The following is a 21,497-nucleotide window of genomic DNA, read 5'->3' as shown; positions in this document are numbered from 1 at the left end:
CTGATCCGTTACACCCTCTCCAGTGCCGACTCACTACCTGTATCACCAGCGGTTACTTCACTGGCGTGGCGGTTGATCCGGGTCAGACATTTGTCCGGCATGAAACTCTCCGGTGACGCCTCTTCCAGGTCGAGCCGGAACCGCTCGGGTGGCTCACTGCTCAACAGGCTGCCCGGTTCCACGTAGGGAAACACCTGATCATAGCGCCGCACACTCTCCTGGTTAATGCGGCGATAGATATGGGTACGGGTCAACTCCCGGGTATGGCACAGCCCCGCTGACGAGATAATTTCCGCCGTCGCATGCAGGGTCTTTTCATGGAACTTGGCCACCCGCCGCACCTTGTCCCCCACCACCAGGCCGCGGTAGAGACGGGGGTCCTGGGTGGCCACACCGGTCGGACAGGCGTTGCTGTTACAGGTGAGGGATTGGATACAACCCAGCGCCAGCATCATGCCCCGGGCGCTGTTACAGATATCCGCCCCCAGGGCCAGGTTCTTCACCAGGTGGAAAGCGGAAATCATCTTTCCCGAGGCGATGATGCGGATATCCTGCCGGACACCGAAACCGGTCAGGCAGTCATCCACAAACGCCAACGCCTCCCGCAGGGGGGTACCGACCGAATTGGCGTACTCCAGGGGCGCCGCACCGGTACCCCCCTCACCTCCATCCACGGTGATGAAATCGGGCGTGATGCCGCTGCTTACCATCGCCTTGCAAATAGCAATGAACTCGCTCCGGCGACCAATCGCCAGCTTGATACCCACCGGCTTGCCATCGGACAGGTCGCGCAACTGCTGGACGAAATCGAGCAGCCCCAGGGGTGTGGAGAAAGCGGAGTGGGCGGACGGAGATATGACCGGCGTGCCGGGCACCACCCCCCGGATGGCCGCGATCTCCGGCGAGTTCTTATCCGCCGGCAGTATACCGCCATGGCCCGGCTTGGCCCCCTGGGAGAGTTTAATCTCAATCATCTTCACAGCGGGCAGGCGCGCCTTCTCCCGAAACGCCTCGGGGGAGAAGTGACCGGCCTCATCCCGACAGCCGAAATAGCCGGTGCCGACTTGCCAGACCAGGTCGCCGCCCGGTTCCAGGTGGTAGCGGCTGATGCCGCCTTCACCGGTATTGTGATAAAAGCCGCCCGCTTTGGCGCCACCATTGAGGGCCAGGATGGCGTTGCAGCTGAGCGCGCCAAAACTCATGGCCGATATATTGAACACACTGGCGCTATAGGGTTGACGACAGGCCGGTCCGCCCACCAGCACCCGCATATCGATATCCAGCTCGGCCACATCCAGGGCGGAGAGCGAATGGCCGATCCACTCATAGCCATTCCGGTAAGTATCCAGCTGGGTACCGAACGGCACCGTCTCCCGGGCGCCCTTGGCGCGCTGGTAGACAATGCTGCGGAACATGCGGTTGATCGGGGCACCGTCGGTGTCCGATTCCAGCAGATACTGACGGATAAACGGACGGAACCACTCCATGATCCAGCGCCCCCGACCGAACAGCGGGAAGTTGCGCTTGAGCGCGTGCTGTTGCTGGAACATGTCATACAGTCCCAGCAGAATCAGCGGCAGCAGTGGCAACAGCAACCAGACGGCCGGCCGCCAGACCAGATGAAGCAGTGCAATGGCAATTAACGAACCGCTGGCAAACAGAATAAAATTGCGACGCATGTATTCCCCCATGGTGATGCACTGTATCCTGCCACGCTGATTCCGTTTCAGTTCGGCCCAACCACCAATCGGGAAGAGCCGCCCCCAACGGTTATCAGAAAGCCTGGCAGCGGGTTAATGTACCAGCCGCCAGGCCTGAAGTCGTCACCGTTAACAGGTGGGGTACGACGTGGAGCATCCCCAGACCCGTGCCACGGGGTGTTCATCCGGTCCGCGGCGGAAAGAGTTGGGTCTGATGCATGGCAGCCCGGACCCCGCCGTTGATGTTCCGTTAACCTTTGTTCGTGTAGGATAATCTTTCGGTCCTCGTATGTTGGTGACAGAGAAAACCTGCCAGGCCAAGGCCGATACCATCAACACAGGGTAGTTGGACATGCAGAAGAAAAAAGTCGTTATCCCGTTGCTGCTCATGCTGCTGTCGGCCGGCGTGGCCGGATTCTGGTGGCAAAGCGACCAACAGGAGATCGACAGTACGACACTGCAGCTGTACGGCAACGTGGATATCCGGGAAGCGCAACTGGCCTTCAACGGCAGTGACCATATCGCCGAGATCCTGGTCCAGGAGGGGGACCGGGTGACCCGGGGACAACTGCTGGGACGTCTGCAAACCGAACTGCTGGAAGCCCAGCTGGCCGAAGCCGAGGCGACCCTGACCGCGCAGGAGCAGGTGGTGGCCAAGCTGGAAGCGGGCAGCCGACCGGAAGAGATCCGCAAGGGACAGGCGGAACTGAACGCCGCCCTGGCCAGGGCCAAGTCCACCAGAAGCAGTTACCAGCGCATCGCACGCCTGCTGGACAAGGAGCTGGTCTCCCCCGAGGATGTGGAGAACGCCCAGTCCCTGGCTGAAGCGGCCGCGGCCCAGGTTGAGGTGGCCCGGGAAACCCTGGCCTTGCTGAAGGCGGGTCCGCGCAAGGAGGAGATCGCCGTCGCCCGGGCTGAACTGGCCGCACGCCAGGCCGGACTGGCCCTGGTCAGGCAGCGTCTGAACAACGCCAACCTCTACGCGCCCAGCGACGGCATCATACGCAACCGTATCCTGGAGCCCGGCGACATGGCCAGCCCCCAGACCCCGGTACTGACCCTGGCCTATATCGATCCGGTCTGGGTACGGGCCTACCTGCCGGAACCGGCGCTGGGCAAGGTGCCCCTGGGGGTCAAGGCAACCATCCACACCGACAGTTATCCAGATAAAAGCTACAGCGGCTGGATCGGTTACATCTCCCCCAGCGCCGAGTTCACACCGAAGAGTGTACAGACCCCGGAGCTGCGTACCCGGTTGGTCTACTCGGTGAAAATCCATGTCTGCAACCCCCAGGGTGAGCTGCGCCTGGGGATGCCGGTGAGCGTCACCATACCGCTTGGTCAGAAACCGTCCGATACCACCGTCAACCAGTGCGGAGAGTAGCGTGGCCGCCCCGGCGCTCAGCTTCAACTCCATCTGCAAACGCTTTCAGTCCACGGCCGGACCGGTGGATGCCCTGGATGAAATCAGTTTCACGATCCAGCCGGGCCGGGTCACCGGCCTGATCGGTCCGGACGGGGCGGGCAAAACCACTACCATGCGGCTGGCCGCCGGTCTGCTGCTGCCGGATGCCGGATCGATCCGGGCGCTCGGCATTGACGCCATCGCCGATCCCCTGGCGGTACAATCCAGCGTCGGCTATATGCCCCAGCGCTTCGGTCTCTATGAAGATTTGAGCGTACAGGAGAATCTCGATCTCTACGCCGACCTGCAGGGCATGCCGAAAGCCAGCCGGCCAGCCCGTTACGCGGAACTGATGCGCATGACCGGCCTGGGCCCGTTCACCCGGCGGCTGGCGGGGCACCTGTCCGGTGGCATGAAACAGAAACTGGGGCTCGCCTGTACCCTGCTGAGCTCACCCCGCCTGCTGTTGCTGGATGAACCCACGGTGGGGGTGGATCCGGTTTCACGGCGCGAATTGTGGCAGATCGTCTACCGCCAGGTGCAGGAAGTGGGTATGAGTGTGTTGCTCAGCACCGCCTACCTGGACGAAGCGGAGCGCTGCGATGAGGTGATCCTGCTGCACCAGGGCAAACTGCTGGGCCAGGATGAACCGGCCCGGTTCAGCCAGGCAGTGGCGGGACGGACCTTTCAGGTCAGTGCCCAGGGTCTGACTCAGCGCCAGTTGCAGGAGCGGCTGAGCCGGGCACCCGGCGTGCTGGACGCCCTGATTGAAGGGGAAGCGGTGCGCCTGGTGATGGAAACAGCACACACACCGAGGCCGGAAAGCGTGCTGCCGGGGCAGCCGGCCGTGCAGATCACCCCGGTCAAACCCCGCTTTGAGGATGCCTTTGTGGCCCGTCTCAAGAGCCGCCCCCAGAATCCGGATGAGGTGTTTTCCCTGGAGCTGAATATCCACGGGTCGACGGGTGACGAGGTTATCCGGGTCGATCGACTGCAGCGCCGTTTCGGAGATTTCATCGCGGTAAACAATGTCAGCTTCAGCGTACGCCGGGGTGAGATCTTCGGCCTGCTGGGGGCCAATGGGGCCGGCAAATCCACCACTTTCCGCATGCTCTGCGGCCTGCTGCCCGCCAGCAGCGGCGAACTGGCGGTGGCCGGCCACGACCTGCAGGAGATGGCGGCATCGGCCCGCGCCCGTATCGGTTACATGGCGCAGAAGTTTTCCCTCTACTCCAACCTGTCGGTCAGCCAGAACCTGCGTTTTTTCTCCAGCGCCTACGGTCTGCGGGGCAGACAGCAGCGGGCGCGCATCGAGTGGGCCCTGACCACTTTCGAGCTGACCGGCTACCGGAACAGCAATGCCGATGATCTGCCCCTGGGTTATAAACAGCGTCTCTCCTTCGCCGCGGCGCTGATGCATGAACCGGAGATTCTGTTCCTGGACGAGCCCACCTCCGGTGTCGATCCCCTGGCACGACGGGAGTTCTGGGCCCGCACCAACACCCTGGCGGAAGCGGGGGTCACGGTGCTGGTCACCACCCATTTCATGGAGGAGGCGAACTATTGCGACCGGCTGGTGATCATGGCCGACGGTGAGGTGCTGGCGGAGGGCACGCCGCTGGAGATGAAGAGCCATGCACGGAGCCCGGAAAATCCCGACCCGAGCATGGAGGACGCCTTCATTCAGCTGATCGAGCAGCGCCAGGCGAAGACGGCGGAGGCACCCCGATGAGGGCAGGCGTCGGCATGCGTCTGTGGGGCATGATCCGCAAGGAGAGCCTGCAGATTCTGCGTGATCCGTCCAGCATCTCCATCGCCTTCGTGATGCCGGTGGTGCTGCTGTTCCTGTTCGGTTACGGGGTCTCCCTGGATGCCAAACTGATCCCGGTCGGCATCGTGATTGAGCAGCCGGATACCGCCAGCCAGTCACTGGCGGGTGCCTTCGACCGTTCCGAGTTTTTCAATCCCCGGCGCTTCGACACCATCCAGGCGGCGGAACAGGCACTCAACCAGCGCCTGATCGACGGCATCGTCTGGCTGCGCAACGATTTTTCCAGCCGCCTGCTATCCGGTGACGAGGCCCCCATCGGGGTCATTATCAACGGTGTGGACTCCAACCAGGCCAATATCACCCAGGGTTACATCCAGGGAACCTGGCTGGCCTGGCTGGACCACTACGCGGAGAGTCGCGGCCAAGCCCTGCCCATGCCGGTGAGCCTGGAACAGCGGGTCTGGTTCAACGCCGCCCTCTCCAGCCGCTGGTTCCTGGTGCCGGGACTGATCGCCATCACCATGACCCTGATCGGCTCCCTGCTCACCGCCATGGTGGTGGCACGGGAGTGGGAACGGGGCACCATGGAGGCGTTGATGGTGACGCCGCTGCACCGGATCGAAGTACTGGCGGGCAAGCTGATCCCCTACTTTGTGCTGGGCATGGGTGGCATGCTGTTCAGTGTCGCCCTGGCGGTGTGGCAGTTCGATGTGCCGCTGCGCGGCTCTTTCTGGCTGTTGATGGTGAGTTCGGCCCTGTTCATGCTGGTGGCACTGGCCATCGGCCTGCTCATCTCCATCGTGGCCAAAAACCAGTTTGTGGCGGGGCAGATGGCCATCATCATCACCTTTCTGCCGGCCTTCATCCTGTCCGGCTTCCTGTTCGACATCAACTCCATGCCCGGCTGGGTGCAGTTCATCACCCACCTGGTACCGGCGCGCTATTTCGTCGCCATCCTACAGACCCTGTTTCTGGCCGGCGATGTCTGGCCGGTGGTGCTGGGCAACATGGGGGCGCTGTTGATCATGCTGCTGCTGTTTTTCACCCTGGTGTGGCGCAAGTTCCACAAGCGCCTGGAGTAGCCATGTATTTCAGAGTGATCATCGCCCTGGCTATCAAGGAGTTTCTGGCCCTGCTGCGGGACAAGCGCAGCCGCTTCGTGATCATCGGCCCGCCCATTATTCAGCTAATGGTGTTCGGTTTTGCCGCCACCTATGACCTGAACAATGTGCCGGTGGCGATCTATAACGAAGATCACGGCGGCGCGGCACGGGAGCTGGTCAGCCGCATCGAGGGCTCGCCCCATTTTCAGGTGGTCGCCCATGTTGAACGGGACAGTGAAGTGGCCCCATTGATCGACAACCGGGAGGTGCTGCTGGTGCTGCACATCGGCCAGCGCTTCAGCGCCGAACTGCTGCAGGGTGACGGCGCACTGTTGCAGGCGATACTGGATGGCCGCAACTCCAACACCGCCATGGTGGCTATGAACTACCTGCGCAGCATACTGCTGGAGTACAACAGCGACTGGTTGGAATCCCAGGGCAGCCAGGGTCCCCAGGTCACCCTGCAGACCCGTGCCTGGTACAACGAGAACCTGCAATCCCGCTGGTTTATCGTGCCCGGCATCGTGGGTCTGCTGACCCTGGTGGTGACCCTGCTGGTGACCGCCCTGTCGGTGGCCCGGGAACGGGAGGCGGGCACTTTTGACCAGCTGCTGGTGACGCCCCTGCGGCCACTGGATATTCTGATCGGCAAGGCCATTCCCGGCATCGTGATCGGCCTGCTGGAGGCGAGCCTGATTATCGCCCTGATGGTGCTGCTGTTCGAAATCCCCCTGCGCGGCAGCCTGGGGGCGCTCTACCTGGGCATCGGGCTGTTCCTGCTCTCCGCCGTGGGTGTGGGACTGATGATCTCCGCCATCGCCGTGACCCAGCAGCAGGCGGTACTGGGGGCCTTTCTGTTCCTGGTGCCGGCGGTGATCCTGTCCGGCTTCTCCACCCCGATTGCCAATATGCCGGAGCCGATCCAGTGGCTCACCTATCTCGATCCGCTACGCTATTTCCTGGTGATCGTGCGCAGCGTCACCCTGGAGGGCAACGGCTATGATCTGCTGGTTCATCAATACTGGCCGATGGCCATTATCGGCCTGGTGACCCTGGCGATGGCCGGTTGGCTTTTCCGCCACCGCCTGTATTGACGCCACGGCGGACGCCGGCTACCCGACGCACAGGCCCGCTTAAAAACCGAACAGCGACAGCAGCCAGGGGATCAGCAGGGGACCGGCAAACGCCATCAGCGCCATACCCAGGCCGGAAAACGCCCCCATCTCTGACGACACCTGAAACGCCCGGGCGGTGCCGATACCGTGGGCGTTCAGTCCCATGGCGACACCTTTCACGCTGTCATCCCGGATATGCAGCAATTCAAACAGTTTGGTACCCATCACCGCCCCCACGATACCGGTGGATATCACCAGCACCGCGGTCAATGAGGGCAGGCCGCCCAACTGCTCGGAGACTCCCATGGCAATCGGTGTGGTAATGGACTTGGGGGCCAACGACAGCAGGGTCTCCTGGCTGGCCCCCAGGAGCCAGGCCACAGCAACCGATGAGAGCGCGCCGGTGGCCACGCCGATAAACACGCTGATGGCCAGGGGTATCCAGATCGCCTTCAGTTTCTCAATCTGCTGAACCAGGGGAATGGCAAACGCCACGGTTGCCGGCCCCAGCAGAAAGTGGACGAACTGGGCGCCGTCAAAATAGGTTTCAAACGGGGTATTGCTCAGATACAGGTAGCCGATGATAAACAGGATGGCAATGGCAACCGGGTTGGCCAGGGGATTGGTACCGGACAGTACATAGAGCCTGATCCCGATCAGATAGGCGATCAGGGTCACCGTCAGTCCCAGCAGGGGCGAAGTGGAGAGATATACCCAGATCTGGGCCAGATCGGCATCCATCACCCGTCTCCTTTCTGCAGCAGCTGTATAACCTTCTGCATCACCAACGCGGTGACAGCCATGCTGACCACGGTGCTCACAAACAGGGTGGTCACAATCGCCACCCATTCACTGCCGATGCGCTGCAGGTGGGTAATGACCCCCACCCCGGCGGGAATAAACAGCAACGACAGATGGGCCAGCAGATTACTCGAGGTAAAACGGAGGAACTCCGGTACACGCCCCATCAGCAACAGGGAGAGAAACAGAAAGATCATACCCAGCACCGGGCCGGGTATGCTCAGACCCAGGAGCATACCGACAACCGTACCGAGCAACTGATAGAACAGCAGCACGGCCATACCGTTAATAAAATTCAAATCAACCACCCCAAAACCGGCTCGTCGAGCACCCTGCCGACACTGCCATCCTGATCATTTATCAACCCGGTACATTAGATCAACTCCGCTCCCATGTCTGTAGCGGAGCGTCGTGTCAAACCACTTAAAGACAGTCGAACTACCCTGCTGTTATGGTCGGCGCCATGATCAACAGCCACACCGACCCGCACAACTCCGGTCACGGGGTCGACTCGCGGCGCCTGCAACGCGCCGGCGGAGAAACGGGCAGTTTGACCTTGATCATATATTTCCAGCCACCCTTGTAAATAATGGGCGCCATGAACAGCCCCTGTACCGAGCCACAGATCGTCACCACGGAAGCGGAGATCGAGCGCCGACGTATCCCCGGAAACAGTGGAATCTGGGTCGGGATCTTTTGCGTCCTGGTGGAATTCCTGATGCTGTTCATCGTCTACTTCGTGGCCAAGGTACATCACCCGCAGGCGTTCGAGAGCGGACCGGACAAACTCCTCACCCTGGCCGGTGTGACCATCACCCTGTTGCTGCTCACCAGTGGCTACAGCATGGTCAAGGCGGTGGAATCGATACGACGCAACGACGCCACCCGGGCATTCCGCTGGGTGGTGCTGGCACTCCTGCTCGGCTGCGGCTATCCGCTGGTCAAATTTTTCGAGATCCGCTGGAATGTGGCCCACGGCGTGGATGGCCAGACCGGCATCTTCTACACCGTCTACTACTACCTGACCCTCAACCACCTGGTACACGTGTTCTGGGGCCTGCTGGGCCTGGCCTGGGTGGCATTCCGCACCAACCGCGGCGCCTACTCCTCCGGCGAATACAGCGGCCTGGAAGCGGCCGCAGTCTATTGGCACACCACGGATGTGATCTGGCTGGTGATCTTTCCCTTTTTCTACATTCTGAGGTGAACATGGGGCGCGCGGAAAAAATCTGGCTGCTGTTGATCGCCCTGACCATCGCCGGCGCCTGGTTCGCCGAGACCGGCCACGCCGGCTGGCCCCTGACCCTGCTGGTGGCCGGATTCATCGCCTTCAAAGGGCGCATGGTGATCGACTACTACATGGAGATGAGAGACGCCAACCCCCGTATACGCCATGTGCTGTACGCCTTTAACACCGTCATCCCCCTGCTGGTGATTCTCAGCCACGGCTGGGGTGATCTGTTGCGGCGTCTGACCACCCTCGATTGACTGCATCAGAACTACCGGCCCGCAACTGCCCGGTTAACCGGCTACGGCACCCGCCACCTGGACCGGCGGGATCGCCTGGCCAATCAGATTGGCCACCAGTGTGGAGCCAAGCATCACGCTGACCGTCGGCAACAGGCCGTGCCCCGGGAACAGGTTCGGCAGCGACCCCAGCACCCCGCCCAGGGAGAACATCAGGGTGGTAAACACCGCCGACGCACTACCGCCCCCACGGGGAAAATAGCTCATGAAGATGGTCATACCCGACGGGTTGGTCAGGCCGATACTGCCGACCCCCAGCATGATCAGCGGCACCACTACGTAGAGCCGGTCCAGGCCCAGCAGGACAACCAGAAACAGGCTACCGATAGCCAGCAGCTGGAGCAGGATGCCGCTGCGGAACAGAGTCTGGGGATTGATCCGGCCCAACAGCCGGGCGCTGGCCAGGTTGCCGCTGGCGAGCACCACGATATTGGCGCCGAACAGCAGCGGAAACAGTGTTTCGCCGGTCTGGAAGTGCTCCAGGTAGATGGCCGCCGACTGGGTGACGAAGATCATCATCACACCACCACTGAACGCCATGGCGATGGGGAAACGGATCGCAATACGCCGGCCATTGATGCGATACCGGATCACCGCCCCGTACTGGCGGAATACCCGGCTCAGGGAGATGCTCCGCTTCGGGTTCGGATGGGTTTCCGGGACAAACAGCAGCAGGCTCAGGCAGAGCGCCAGTGCGTAGACCGCAAACAGCCAGAAGATCGCATGCCAGCCGAAGTGCAGCAGATAGGTGCCGGCGGCCGGCCCTGCCAGCGGCGCGATCATCACCACCATCATCACCAGGGCGAAACGTTTACCCGCTTCGATGGGGGAGTAGATATCCCGCACCAGGGCCATGGCCAGAACCGTCGCACTACCACCACCCAGGGCCTGCAGAAAACGCCACACCAGGGTCTGCTCCACGGTACCGGCGAACACAATGCCCAGGGTTGCCGCCAGGTATAGCAGCAACCCGGTGACACCGATCGTCTTGCGGCCCACCTGATCGGAGATCGGTCCACCGAAAAACTGGCCGATGGCATAACCGAGCAGATAGGTGCTGACCGTGGCGCTGACCGACGCCACATCAACGGAAAAGTAGTCGGCAATGGTCGGCAGCGCCGGCAGATAGAGATCCATGGTCAACGGCCCCATTGCCGCCAGGGCTCCCACAAATAGCAAAAAGAGCGCCGGGACCTTCAGGCCACTGGCATCCCCCGTAACCGGGCTGGTGTTCATCTGTTCCCCCGAGAACCCCGTCGTCGGCCAGCAGCTCCTGGACCGGTCGACGCGACGGGACATAAAAGGACAGGGAGAGAGTCCCTACTCCCCGATGTATCGATTAACAGGACCGGCGGATCGGTGCGATCCGCCGGCCGGCTTCAGCTCTCCTGATTGACCGGTGCCCCATCCGGCGTCTCACTGCTGACCGGCGGACGCACGAACCAGCTGCGGATCATTACGAAAAACAGGGGCACGAAGAAAATGCCGAGCAGGGTTGCCGCCAGCATACCCCCGAGCACACCGGTACCGATGGCGTTCTGGCTGCCGGAACCGGCACCGTTGGCGATTGCCAGCGGCAGTACGCCAAAACCGAACGCCAACGAGGTCATGATGATCGGGCGCAGACGCTGTCGGGCCGCGGTCATGGCGGCCTCTGCCAGATCCATGCCCTGCTCCTGCAGAGACTTGGCGAACTCCACGATCAGGATGGCATTCTTGGCCGCCAGTCCGATGGTGGTCAGCAGACCAATCTGGAAATAGATGTCATTGGGCAGACCGCGCATAGTGGTGGCCAGCACTGCCCCCAGTACGCCCAACGGTACCACCAGGATGACCGAAAAGGGTATGGACCAGCTCTCATAGAGTGCGGCCAGTGCCAGGAAAACCACCAGGATGGAGAGTGCAAACAGCGCCGGAGCCTGAGAGCCGGCCAGTCGCTCCTCGAAGGAGAGACCGCTCCAACTGAAGCTGATCCCTTCCGGCAGCTTGGCAATCAACGCTTCGATGGCATCCATCGCCTCGCCGGAGCTGACCCCCGGTGCCGCGGCGCCGTTGATCTGCAACGCGGACAAGCCGTTGTAGCGCTCCAGCCGGGGCGAGCCGTACTCCCAGCGGGTATCGGCGAAAGCGGAGAACGGCACCATCTCCCCCGCCCCGTTGCGCACCCACCAGTCGTTCAGATGCTCCGGCAGCATGCGGTAGGGGGCATCGGCCTGCATATAGACCTTTTTCACCCGGCCCTGGTGCACAAAATCATCCACGTAGGCACTACCCCAGGCACTGGACAAACCGTTGTTGATATCCGCCACCGACAGTCCGTAGGCACCGGCCCGGGCGTGATCCACATCCACCTGCAACTGGGGCATATCATCCAGACCGTTGGGGCGCACCCCAACCAGACGGGGATCTTTGGCTGCCATGCCCAGCAGCTGGTTGCGGGCCTGCATCAGCTTATCGTGACCCAGGTTGGCCTGATCCTGCAGATAGAGATCAAATCCGCTGGCGTTGCCCAGCTCCATTACCGCCGGTGGCGGGAAGGCAAACACCCGGGCATCCCGAATCTTGCCGAAAGCCTGCATCGCCCGGCCCACCACCGCATTGATGCTCAGCTCCGGACTCTGGCGCTCATCCCAATCCTTCAGGCGCACAAAGGCGATGCCCATGTTCTGACCGCTACCGGCAAAGCTGAACCCGGCAACCGCCATCATCTGCTTTACCGCCGGATCGTTCAGGTAGTGCTGTTCAACCTGCTCGATCACCTTCAGGGTCCGTTCCTGGGTGGCACCGGCCGGCAGGACGATCTGGTTAAACAGGATGCCCTGGTCCTCGTCGGGCAGAAAAGCTGTCGGCGTACGCATAAACAGTACCGCCATACCCGTCACCAGCAGAGCGTAGACAAACAGCGAGCGCCGATTCCGCTTCAGCATACCGCCCACCAGGGCCAGATAACCCCGATTGGCCCGGTCAAAGCCACGATTGAACCAGCCGAAAAAACCGCCCCGTGCAGCATGGGCCTGGTGACTGATCGGTTTCAGCATGGTGGCACAGAGCGCCGGGGTAAACACGATCGCCACCACCACCGACAGCAGCATGGCGGATACGATGGTGATGGAGAACTGCCGGTAGATCACCCCGGTGGAACCGGCGAAAAACGCCATCGGAACAAACACCGCCGCCAGTACCAGGGCGATACCGATCAGGGCACCGGTGATCTGCCCCATGGACTTGCGGGTTGCTGCATAGGGGGAGCTGCCGTCCTCGCGCATCACCCGCTCCACATTCTCCACCACCACGATGGCGTCATCCACCAGCAGACCAATGGCCAGCACCATGGCGAACATGGTGAGCGTGTTGATCGAATAACCGAATGCGGCCAGCACACCGAAGGTGCCCAGCAACACCACCGGCACCGCCAGGGTGGGAATCAGCGTGGCGCGGAAATTCTGCAAAAACAGATACATGACCAGGAACACCAGCACCACGGCTTCGATCAGGGTCTTGACCACCTCTTCAATAGAGATACGCACGAATGGGGTGGTGTCATAGGGATAGATCACCTCCATGTCATCCGGAAAGAATTGCGCCAGTTCATTAACCTTGGCGCGCACCGCATCGGCGGTCTCCAGGGCGTTGGCCCCGGTAGCCAGACGTATCGCCATGGCGGCGGCCTGCTGGCCGTTGAAGCGGGCCAGCTTGCCATAGCTGGCGTCACCCAGGGTCACCCGGGCCACATCCCGCAGGTAGACCCGCGCACCATCCTCACTGGTAACCAGCAGAATATTCTCGAACTCCTCCGGCGTATTGAGACGACTCTGTACGGTCACGGTGGCATTGAGCTGCTGGCCGGAGACCGCCGGTGTAGCGCCGAGCTGACCGGCCGAGACCTGGGCATTCTGGGCCTGGATAGCGCTCGCCACATCAGCCGGCGTCAGGTTGTACTGATGCAGCTTGTCCGGATTAAGCCAGATGCGCATGGCGTATTGCGAGCTGAACACCGTCACTTCACCAACACCCTGCACGCGACTCACCGGATCCTGCATCCGGCTGGCCAGGTAGTCGCCAAGTGCCCCGCCGCTATGGCTGCCACTGGGTGATACCAGGCCCACAATCATCAGGAAGTTGCGCACCGACTTGGCCACCCGCATACCCTGCTGCTGCACCTCGGTAGGCAGTTGTGGAGTGGCCAGTTGCAGTTTGTTCTGCACCTGCACCTGGGCCACATCGGGATCGGTGCCGTTTTCAAACGTCAGGGTGACGCTGCCACTGCCGGTCGCCTCGCTGGTGGAGGAGATGTAAAGCAGCCCGTCCAGGCCGGTCATCTGTTGTTCGATAACCTGGACCACGGTGTCCTGCACCGCCTGTGCAGAGGCACCGGGATAGGTTGCGCTGATCCGGATCTGAGGTGACGCAATAGAGGGATACTGGGCCACCGGTAGTGTCAGGATGGAGATGGTCCCCGCCAGCATGATAATGATGGCGATCACCCAGGCGAAAATCGGTCGATCGATAAAGAAACGGGCCATGGTTCGTGATCCTTGCCGGACTAGTTGGGCGTACTGACGCCGGAACCCGGCGTGGTTTCAGCCGTGAGCGGTGTGGCGCGCGCCGTATCACCCGGCTGTATTTTTTGCAGACCATCAACAATGAGCCGCTCGCCCACAGTCAGGCCCTCCTCCACCAGCCACTGATTACCCACCGCGCGGGACACCGTCAGTGACCGCTTTTCCACCTGGTCATCCCCATTCAGTACCAGGGCGGTGGTGCGGCCGGCCGCGTCACGGCTGACCGCCTGTTGCGGTACCAGGATGGCCCCTTCCCTGACCCCATTCTGAACCTGCGCCCGCACATACATTCCAGGCAACAGCTGTTGATCCGGATTGGGGAACAGGGCCCGCAGGGTGACAGAACCGGTGCTCTCATCCACACTCACTTCTGAGAACTCCAGTTTGCCCGGGTGCGGATATCGACTGCCGTCTTCCAGAATCAGTTCAACCGGAGCGGAAAAACCCTCCGGTCGCTGCAACTCCCCCTCCCCCAGTGCCTTTTTCAGCCGCAGCAGTTCGGCACTGGACTGGGTCACATCCACATAGATGGGATCGAGCTGACGAATAGTGGCCAGTGCCGTGGTCTGGTTGCCGGTCACCAGCGCACCCTGGGTAACAGCTGATCGACCGATACGACCATCGATAGGGGCGCTGACCTGGGTATAATCCAGGTCGATTCGGGCCGCCTGCAATGCGGCCTCATCCATCGCCACCGTTGCCTGGGCCTGTTGCAGGGCCGCCCTGGCCTCATCATAAGCCTCCTGACTCACCGCCTTGGTCTTGAGCAGGTTGGCATAACGCTTCACCTTGAGGCGCGCCGTGGTCAATGCCGCCTGATCCCGCGCCAGGGTCGACTTGGCACTGTCATAGGCGGCCTGGTAACGGGCCGGATCGATCCGGTAGAGCGTCTGCCCCGCCTTTACTTCACCGCCTTCCTGGAAGGTACGCTCCACAATAATGCCGGTCACCTGCGGTCGCACTTCAGCGATCCGGTAGGCGGTGGTACGACCCGCCAGTTCCGTATTCAATACCAGGGATTGCTGCCTGACCTCCTGCACACCAACCACCGGTACGGGAGCTGCCGGAGCTACCGCACTTTCCGATGAAGTGGAGTCTGAGCCATTGCAGCCGCTGGCCAGCAGGGCCAACAGCAGAATAAGAATACCGCCCCGGTAACGTGACAGCACGGGCATTGTAATTGATGAAAGCTTGACGTACATGCGCAGTCCTTGACTATCTATCTTTCTTGAAAGATAAATATACAGGCCAATTATCTTTCTTGCAAGATAATATTTTAAGCGCTATTATCACAAAACCACTGCAAGACTGGGGAAAGAGATGGATGGAAGCTATACATCGGAGCAGATCATTGGATTCATGCGGGAGAACTGGTCCGAGATGTATGAAACTGATGAAACGAACGCGCTCAAGGATGAGCTGTTCATCTACCTTGGCCGGGTATACAACCTGGGCGTAAGCCGCACCCGTGACGTCCTATCCGAATTCAACCTCTGCATGGGTGAGTTCGATATCCTGCTCACCCTGCGCCGTTCCGCCAAACCCCACGTCCTGACGCCCACCGAACTGCAGAAATCTATGCTGATCACTTCCGGCGGTCTGACCAAGTTGCTGCATCAACTGGAAATGCGGGGGCTCATCAGCCGTTCCGTACAACCCCAGGACAAGCGCAGCAAGCTGGTGCACCTCACGGCAAAGGGGAAGAAAACCGCCGAGAAATCCCTGAACAGAGTGCAGAAAAAATCCAGGTGCTGGCTGGATCAGGCGCTCACCGAGCGTGAGAGCAAACAGCTAAAAAAACTGTTAAGCAAGGCAGCGGCCGTGCTGGAACAACCAAACAAACAGTAACCAAACCGGGAGCGTCGAATGAAACTGGTACAATTTGACTTCAAATATGCTGGTCCTTTCGGCCAGGAGATGACCGATGCGATGGATGGGCTGGCCCGAAGCATCGCCGATGAACCCGGCCTGCTGTGGAAAATATGGACCGAAAACCGGGCCGATGGAGAGGCCGGTGGGATCTACCTGTTCACCGACGAGCAGTCGGCCAGGGATTACATGGTCATGCACACCGAGCGACTCAAGAGCTTCGGCATCGACAAGGTGAATGCCAAGCTGTTCGACGTCAACACACCGTTGACCCAAATCACCAACGGCCCGCTCTGAGCCAGGCCCGGTCATCCGTCCCGACTCCTGCCGGTTACTTGATCAGCAGAGCGATCCCGCTCACCAGCAGCAGCGCACTGATGGCCCGCTGAAAGGCCTTCTGACTCATGCCGGTCTGGATGTGACCGCCCACAAACAGGGCCAGCGCCGCCAGTGGCAGTCCGGCCGCCACGAGTATCAGTGCAGTTTCGTTAAAGAAGTCCCCCATGGCGTAGCCGGCTACACGACCGATGCCGTCAAACAGCAGGATGGTGGCAATAGTCGCCCGGAGTTCATCCTTGCCCAGTCCCCGCAACTTGAGATAGATAACGTAGAACGGACCACCGGTGCCAAACAGGGCGTTGATCATGCCACCGGCCGCGCCCCAGGGCATGGCCCACAGCCGGGAGAAATCTGTCGGCATGTTTTCCGATACCAGGTTGTACAGGGAATAGAGGATGATAAACAGGGCCAGGCCGGTACTGAGCAGATCCGGATCAACCGTTTTAAACAGATAGATGGCGATACCGATACCCAGCAGGGAGAAGGGCAGCAGGGTGAAGATCTCCAGCCAGCCGATGTCGCGACGATTGCCAAAACCGTGGCTGACCGATGCCAGCAGATCCAGCAGGGCGATCACCGGGACCACCACGGAGAGGGGCAGGATCAGCGCCAACAGCGGTATGGCGATGAGACCGGACCCAAAGCCTGCCACGCCGCGAATCAGGTAGGCAATCGCCACCACCAGCGTCGCGACGGGCAGTTGCATCAGGCTGAAAGACTCAGGCATGGGTCAATCCTTGGACAGGCGCTTCCGGCCAACCGGTGAACAGCGCGGCATTCGCTGACAGAATCCCCACGGCAGAGAGGCCCCGGATCTGGTCCGCTTCAGCAGGCATCTGCCGCTCGCTCTTCTGCGACCGCTGGCCCGGGCCGGCTCTCCCGCACGCTCCGCGCCACACTGTCCAGTTTGTTTTTCAGGGCGATCAGCAGGGCCAGGCCGACAAAGGCGCCCGGCGGCAGTATGGCCAGCAGGAAACCACCATAATCAGCAAAGACTGTGACAGTCAGCCCGGCGGCGGCCGGCCCGAACAGGCTGTCCGCGCCCCGGAACAGGGTGCCGTAGCCGATCAGTTCCCGCACACAGCCCAACACCACCAGCACCGCCAGGAAACCCAGCCCCATGGCAAACCCATCGATCAGCGCCTGGCGTACCGGCTGTTTGGAGGCGAAGGCCTCGGCCCGTCCGATAATGGCGCAGTTGGTGACGATCAGGGGTAGAAATATGCCCAGCGCCAGGTAGAGCTGATGCAGATGGGCACTCATCAGCAGTTCAATCGCGGTCACCACGCAGGCGATAATCAACACGAACATGGGGATCCGGATCTCGCTGCGCAGCCAGTGTCGGGTAACCGAGACAATCAGGTTGGTGACCATCAGGGTCGCCATGGTCGCCAGCCCCAGCCCCAGCCCGTTGCTGGCGGTGGAGGTAACCGCCAGCAACGGGCATAAACCGAGCAGGGCCACCAACCCCTGGTTATTGTGCCAAAGGCCGTTCTTCATCAGGCCGATGAAACCCTGCTCCGACATGCTCATTCTGCTGTCTCCTTTGCGATAGCTGTGGTGAGAAAAATCTGATCACGATGAAGATCGTAGAACTGCAGTGCCCGATGTACCCCCTTCACCACCGCCCGGGGGGTAATGGTGGCACCAGTGAACTGATCGAATACGCCACCGTCCCGCTTGACCTTCCAGCCGGCATCCTGCGGATTGGTTCGGGAACGGCCCTTGAATCCGCTAATCCAGTCACTGCGTCCCGCCTCTATGGCATCCCCCAGTCCCGGTGTCTCCTTGTGGCTGATCACCCGCACACCGGACAACCGGCCATCCACCGCGACCCCCACCAGCAGCTCAATCGGACCGGAGTAGCCGCCCAACGCCCGCACCCGGAAGGCCACTGCCCGCGCCTCACCGCCCCGTCGGGCACGGTAGATGGTCACCGGCCCCTCCATGCCGAGTAGCTGCGGATCGGACAGTTCCAGGGTGTCGGTCAGCAGATCGTTATCGTATTGATCCGGCGGGATCACCGCATTCAGGCTGGCCAGCAGTCGCAACCGCTCGTTCTCGGCGATATAGGGTGCCGCATGTCCATGGGTCAGGCTCAGCAACCCGGTGCCGAGCAAGGCGCTGAACGCCAGCAGCAGACCGGCCAGCAGGATACTTCGACCACTATTCACGCCAGCCCCTCCGTCGCGCACCGAACATCCTCGGTACCGTGTACTGATCCAGCAAGGGTACCGTCATGCCCATCAACAACACCGCAAAAGCGATCCCATCGGGATAACTGCCCCAGGTGCGGATGGCATACACCAGCACACCGATGCCGGCACCGTAGATCAGTTTGCCCCGCGCCGTGGTGGCGGCGGTAACCGGATCGGTAGCGATAAAAAAGGCCCCGAGCATGCTGGCACCGCCGAACAGCTGCATCAACGGATCGGCGTGCAGTTGGGGATCAATCAGAAAACCGGCTGTGGCCATGACCGCCAGTGTCCCCAGCATGGCCACCGGGATATGCCAGCTGATGATGCGCAGCTTCACGAGCACCAGGCCGCCGAGCAGATAACCCAGGCCCACCCACTCGGTACCGTAACCGGCCACCAGACCGAACACCGGCGCATGGCGGATCTCTGCCACCGCCTGCCCCAGACCGGTATCGGTGCGCAGCTTGTCCAGTGGTGTGGCGGAACTGATGGCATCAAAGCCGAGGCCATCGGGCAGCTGGCCGGTCAGGGTGTAGTGAAAGCTCTCCACAAGACCCAGCAGCTGGTGCTGCAACTCCAGGGGCGACAGCCACTGACTCATCTCCAGGGGGAAGGAGATCAGCAGCACTGCATAGGCAGCCATGGCCGGATTGACCGGGTTATAGCCCAGGCCACCGTAGAGCTGTTTGGCAAACACGATGGCGATGAAACTGCCCAGTACCGGCAGCCACCAGGACGCCATGGGCGGCAGACTCAGGGCCAGCAGACAGGCGGTGAGCAGTGCACTGCCGTCAGATAGAAACGGCCACAGCGGGCGCCCCCGGACTGTCAGTAACAGGGCCTCGAAACAGAGGGCGGAGGCGACCGCGTAGACCAGATTGGTCAGCGGTCCCCAGCCGAAGAACCAGAGGTAGGCCAGAAATCCCGGCAACAGGGCGTAGATCACCCGCCGCATCACCCGGCCCACATCGGCCGTGGGAGCGATAAAGGGCGCCCCCACGGCGGGGTTGATAACTGATGACGATTCAGACATGGGATACCTGCTGACTGAGTGCTGTTTCGGTAGGGGACGATTCAGCCGGGGCCGGTTTTTTCGACTTCGACCGGGCCGCCTTGCGTCTCGCCTTGCGCTCTTCCGCTTCCCGTTGCATACGCTCCAGCCGCTCCTGTCTCAGTTCACTGCGCAGGCGGGACTCCTCGGCCCGCTGCCGCTTGAACTCCTGGTCGGCGATTTCGGTCTTGGCGTAACGGAAGTAGGAGACCAGCGGGATATGGGATGGACAGACCAGGTTGCAGCAGCCGCACTCAATACAGCTGTCCAGGTGGTAGCGCTGCAGCTTGTCGAAGGTCTTGCCCCGGGCATGCCAGTAAAGCTGCTGGGGCAGCAGTTGCATCGGACAGGCGTCGGCGCAGCTGCCGCAGCGGATACAGGGCATCTGTCGCGGCAGCGGTTCCGGCTTGTTTACCAGGATGCAGTTGGTCCCCTTCACCACCATCGCCTGGGGAGTAGGCAGGCGCTGGCCCATCATGGGACCCCCCATGATCAGCTCCGCCTCGCCATCCGCTCCGCCGGCCGCCTCCAGCAGCGCGGCGATGGGCGTACCCAGCGGCACCTGGTAGTTACCCGGATGCCTGATTCCGCTCCCGGTGACCGTGACCAGACGTGACACCAGCGGTCGCCCGAGCAGGATGGCATCATGCACTGCCGCCGTGGTGGCCACGTTGAGGCAGACAATGCCCAACTCATAGGGCAAGCCGCCGGCCGGCACTTCGCAGCCGGTCAGCACCTTGATCAACTGCTTCTCACCACCGGCCGGAAACACGGTAGGGATGGCCACCAACTCGATCTGCCCGGCCCCGGCGGCGTCCGCCGCTATCAGCTTCTCCCGGGCCAGGCGCAACTGCGCCAGCGCCTCCGGCTTGTTATCCTCCACCGCCAGGATGCACTGGTCCGCAGCGAGGATGCGCTGCAACAGCAGACACCCCCGCAGCACAGCTTCGGCGCGGCTACGCATCAGCAGGTCGTCGCAGGTGATATAGGGCTCGCACTCCACCCCGTTGATAATCAGGGTATCGATCCGGTGCGGTGGTTTGAGCTTGGCCGCGGATGGGAATACTGCCCCACCCAAACCGACAATGCCGGCCTGGCGAATGGTAGCCAGCAGCTGTTCCGGGGTGGCGTTGTCCGGCTCGGAGTACGGCACCAGGTCGGGATGCCAACGCTCCTCGCCATCCGCCTCGATCACGATACAGGGTTCCGCGATACCGGAGGGATGGGGCAGACGGTGTTCGCCGATGTCGGTCACCACACCGGAGGTCGAGGCATGCACCGGCGCGCTGACAAAGGCGGTCGCCTCCGCCACCAGCTGCCCCTTGCACACACGCTCTCCCACCGCCACCAACGGCCGGGCCGGTGCCCCGATGTGCTGGCGCAGGGGCAGAAAGAGCCGTTCCGGCAGAGGCAGGGGGCGAACCGCCTCCCGGTTGGACAACTGCTTGAAACCGGGCAGGCGGATGCCGCCGGGGAAGGACCACAACCGTCTCATGCCGCCTGCTCCTGTTCCTGTATATCGGGTGCCTGCCACTTCCAACGACTGATGGTGGGCCTGACCGGACGCAGAGTCAGGCAGTCCGGTACCGGACAGATGGGGGGCAGGCAGAGTTCACAGCCGGTGCAATACGCCTCCAGCACCGTATGTTTCTGTTTCGGCGCTCCGATAATGGCGTCCACCGGACAGGCCTGGACACACTTGGTACAGCCGATACAGGTGGATTCATCCACCACCGCCACTTTGGGCAGCGGTTCCACCGCACCCGCCTCCATGCCCGCCAGGGGCATCGGATCACGACCCAGCAGTTCCGCCAGGGCGCGCATGCCGGCCTCGCCACCGGGTGGACACTGGTTGATCTCCGCACTGCCCTCGGCCAAGGCCGTGGCATAGGGCCGGCAGCCCGGATGACCGCACTGGCCGCACTGGGTCTGGGGCAGCACCGCATCGATCTTGTCCACCAGCGGATCACCCTCCACCCGGAAGCGGATGGCGGCATAGCCCAGACCCAGGCCAAACAGTAACGCAAGCAGCGTCATCATCAGGATATCCATCTCA

The 21,497-nt window shown here is 61.8% G+C and carries 20 protein-coding genes; 8 read left to right on the top strand and 12 right to left on the bottom strand.

Features of this window, described 5'->3' with window-relative positions; all coding sequences use genetic code 11:
• Positions 1-8: 8 nt before the first annotated feature.
• Positions 9-1,679: an FMN-binding glutamate synthase family protein gene (locus AAY24_RS16395; RefSeq protein WP_046861401.1), complete on the bottom strand. Its 1,671-nt coding sequence runs from the start codon at positions 1,677-1,679 to the stop codon at positions 9-11.
• Between the two features lie 373 nt (positions 1,680-2,052).
• On the opposite strand from AAY24_RS16395, the gene AAY24_RS16390 reads away from it, so the two are divergent.
• The 4 genes from AAY24_RS16390 to AAY24_RS16375 are packed head-to-tail and all read left to right on the top strand — an operon-like array spanning position 2,053 to position 7,073.
• On the top strand, positions 2,053-3,084 hold the full coding sequence (locus AAY24_RS16390; protein ID WP_052761285.1) for an HlyD family secretion protein: 1,032 nt from the start codon (positions 2,053-2,055) through the stop codon (positions 3,082-3,084).
• Position 3,085: 1 nt separating this feature from the next.
• Complete coding sequence (locus tag AAY24_RS16385; protein WP_082117197.1) at positions 3,086-4,837, top strand: ATP-binding cassette domain-containing protein; 1,752 nt, start codon at positions 3,086-3,088, stop codon at positions 4,835-4,837.
• Positions 4,834-5,958: an ABC transporter permease gene (locus tag AAY24_RS16380; protein WP_046860586.1), complete on the top strand. Its 1,125-nt coding sequence runs from the start codon at positions 4,834-4,836 to the stop codon at positions 5,956-5,958. The genes AAY24_RS16385 and AAY24_RS16380 overlap by 4 nt, the downstream gene beginning before the upstream one ends.
• Before the next feature lie 2 nt (positions 5,959-5,960).
• Entirely contained in the window at positions 5,961-7,073 is a 1,113-nt protein-coding gene (locus tag AAY24_RS16375) for an ABC transporter permease (RefSeq protein ID WP_046860585.1), read from the top strand.
• A gap of 39 nt (positions 7,074-7,112) precedes the next feature.
• Here AAY24_RS16375 and AAY24_RS16370 read toward each other — a convergent pair whose 3' ends face one another.
• On the bottom strand, positions 7,113-7,835 hold the full coding sequence (locus AAY24_RS16370) for an LrgB family protein (protein WP_046860584.1): 723 nt from the start codon (positions 7,833-7,835) through the stop codon (positions 7,113-7,115).
• Positions 7,835-8,194, bottom strand: coding sequence for a CidA/LrgA family protein (locus AAY24_RS16365; protein ID WP_199930415.1), 360 nt, complete (start codon positions 8,192-8,194; stop codon positions 7,835-7,837). Before AAY24_RS16365 ends, AAY24_RS16370 begins: the two co-directional genes overlap by 1 nt.
• A 299-nt stretch (positions 8,195-8,493) precedes the next feature.
• On the opposite strand from AAY24_RS16365, the gene AAY24_RS16360 reads away from it, so the two are divergent.
• Positions 8,494-9,102 (top strand): cytochrome c oxidase subunit 3 family protein, encoded by a 609-nt coding sequence (locus AAY24_RS16360; protein WP_046861398.1) that lies wholly within the window; start codon positions 8,494-8,496, stop codon positions 9,100-9,102.
• A 2-nt stretch (positions 9,103-9,104) separates the two neighbouring features.
• On the top strand, positions 9,105-9,383 hold the full coding sequence (locus AAY24_RS16355; protein ID WP_046860583.1) for a cytochrome C oxidase subunit IV family protein: 279 nt from the start codon (positions 9,105-9,107) through the stop codon (positions 9,381-9,383).
• Between the two features lie 33 nt (positions 9,384-9,416).
• Here the strand turns inward: AAY24_RS16355 and AAY24_RS16350 are convergent, their stop codons facing one another.
• The 3 genes from AAY24_RS16350 to AAY24_RS16340 all read right to left on the bottom strand — a co-directional run bounded on the left by AAY24_RS16350 (position 9,417) and on the right by AAY24_RS16340 (position 15,159).
• Complete coding sequence (locus tag AAY24_RS16350; protein ID WP_046860582.1) at positions 9,417-10,658, bottom strand: multidrug effflux MFS transporter; 1,242 nt, start codon at positions 10,656-10,658, stop codon at positions 9,417-9,419.
• A gap of 143 nt (positions 10,659-10,801) precedes the next feature.
• Entirely contained in the window at positions 10,802-13,945 is a 3,144-nt protein-coding gene (locus AAY24_RS16345; protein WP_046860581.1) for an efflux RND transporter permease subunit, read from the bottom strand.
• A 20-nt stretch (positions 13,946-13,965) separates the two neighbouring features.
• Positions 13,966-15,159, bottom strand: a complete 1,194-nt coding sequence (locus AAY24_RS16340) for an efflux RND transporter periplasmic adaptor subunit (RefSeq protein WP_046860580.1) — start codon at positions 15,157-15,159, stop codon at positions 13,966-13,968.
• 145 nt (positions 15,160-15,304) lie between these two features.
• Here AAY24_RS16340 and AAY24_RS16335 point away from each other — a divergent pair, with 145 nt between their 5' ends.
• Both AAY24_RS16335 and AAY24_RS16330 read left to right on the top strand, forming a co-directional pair.
• Positions 15,305-15,832: a MarR family winged helix-turn-helix transcriptional regulator gene (locus AAY24_RS16335; RefSeq protein ID WP_052761284.1), complete on the top strand. Its 528-nt coding sequence runs from the start codon at positions 15,305-15,307 to the stop codon at positions 15,830-15,832.
• Positions 15,833-15,850: 18 nt separating this feature from the next.
• A complete protein-coding gene (locus AAY24_RS16330) occupies positions 15,851-16,150 on the top strand; it encodes a monooxygenase (RefSeq protein WP_046860579.1) in 300 nt (99 codons plus the stop codon).
• 34 nt (positions 16,151-16,184) lie between these two features.
• Here AAY24_RS16330 and AAY24_RS16325 read toward each other — a convergent pair whose 3' ends face one another.
• The 6 genes from AAY24_RS16325 to rsxB form a co-directional block, all read right to left on the bottom strand.
• Positions 16,185-16,919 carry a sulfite exporter TauE/SafE family protein gene (locus AAY24_RS16325; protein ID WP_052761283.1) on the bottom strand — a complete coding sequence of 245 codons (735 nt, stop codon included), beginning with the start codon at positions 16,917-16,919 and terminating at the stop codon, positions 16,185-16,187.
• Positions 16,920-17,017: 98 nt separating this feature from the next.
• Positions 17,018-17,719 (bottom strand): electron transport complex subunit E, encoded by a 702-nt coding sequence (locus tag AAY24_RS16320; protein ID WP_046860578.1) that lies wholly within the window; start codon positions 17,717-17,719, stop codon positions 17,018-17,020.
• 2 nt (positions 17,720-17,721) lie between these two features.
• The gene (rsxG, locus tag AAY24_RS16315) at positions 17,722-18,366 is read right to left on the bottom strand and encodes an electron transport complex subunit RsxG (RefSeq protein ID WP_234422193.1); all 645 of its coding nucleotides are present in this window, start codon (positions 18,364-18,366) and stop codon (positions 17,722-17,724) included.
• The gene (gene rsxD, locus AAY24_RS16310) at positions 18,359-19,423 is read right to left on the bottom strand and encodes an electron transport complex subunit RsxD (protein WP_082117195.1); all 1,065 of its coding nucleotides are present in this window, start codon (positions 19,421-19,423) and stop codon (positions 18,359-18,361) included. The genes rsxG and rsxD overlap by 8 nt, the downstream gene beginning before the upstream one ends.
• Positions 19,416-20,936 carry an electron transport complex subunit RsxC gene (gene rsxC, locus AAY24_RS16305; protein ID WP_046860577.1) on the bottom strand — a complete coding sequence of 507 codons (1,521 nt, stop codon included), beginning with the start codon at positions 20,934-20,936 and terminating at the stop codon, positions 19,416-19,418. Before rsxC ends, rsxD begins: the two co-directional genes overlap by 8 nt.
• Positions 20,933-21,493 (bottom strand): electron transport complex subunit RsxB, encoded by a 561-nt coding sequence (gene rsxB / locus AAY24_RS16300; protein ID WP_046860576.1) that lies wholly within the window; start codon positions 21,491-21,493, stop codon positions 20,933-20,935. The genes rsxC and rsxB overlap by 4 nt, the downstream gene beginning before the upstream one ends.
• Positions 21,494-21,497: the final 4 nt, after the last annotated feature.

Source organism: Sedimenticola thiotaurini, from assembly GCF_001007875.1.
Taxonomy (GTDB): Bacteria; Pseudomonadota; Gammaproteobacteria; order Chromatiales; family Chromatiaceae; genus Sedimenticola; species Sedimenticola thiotaurini.
This window is presented reverse-complemented; position numbering and strand designations above follow the sequence as displayed.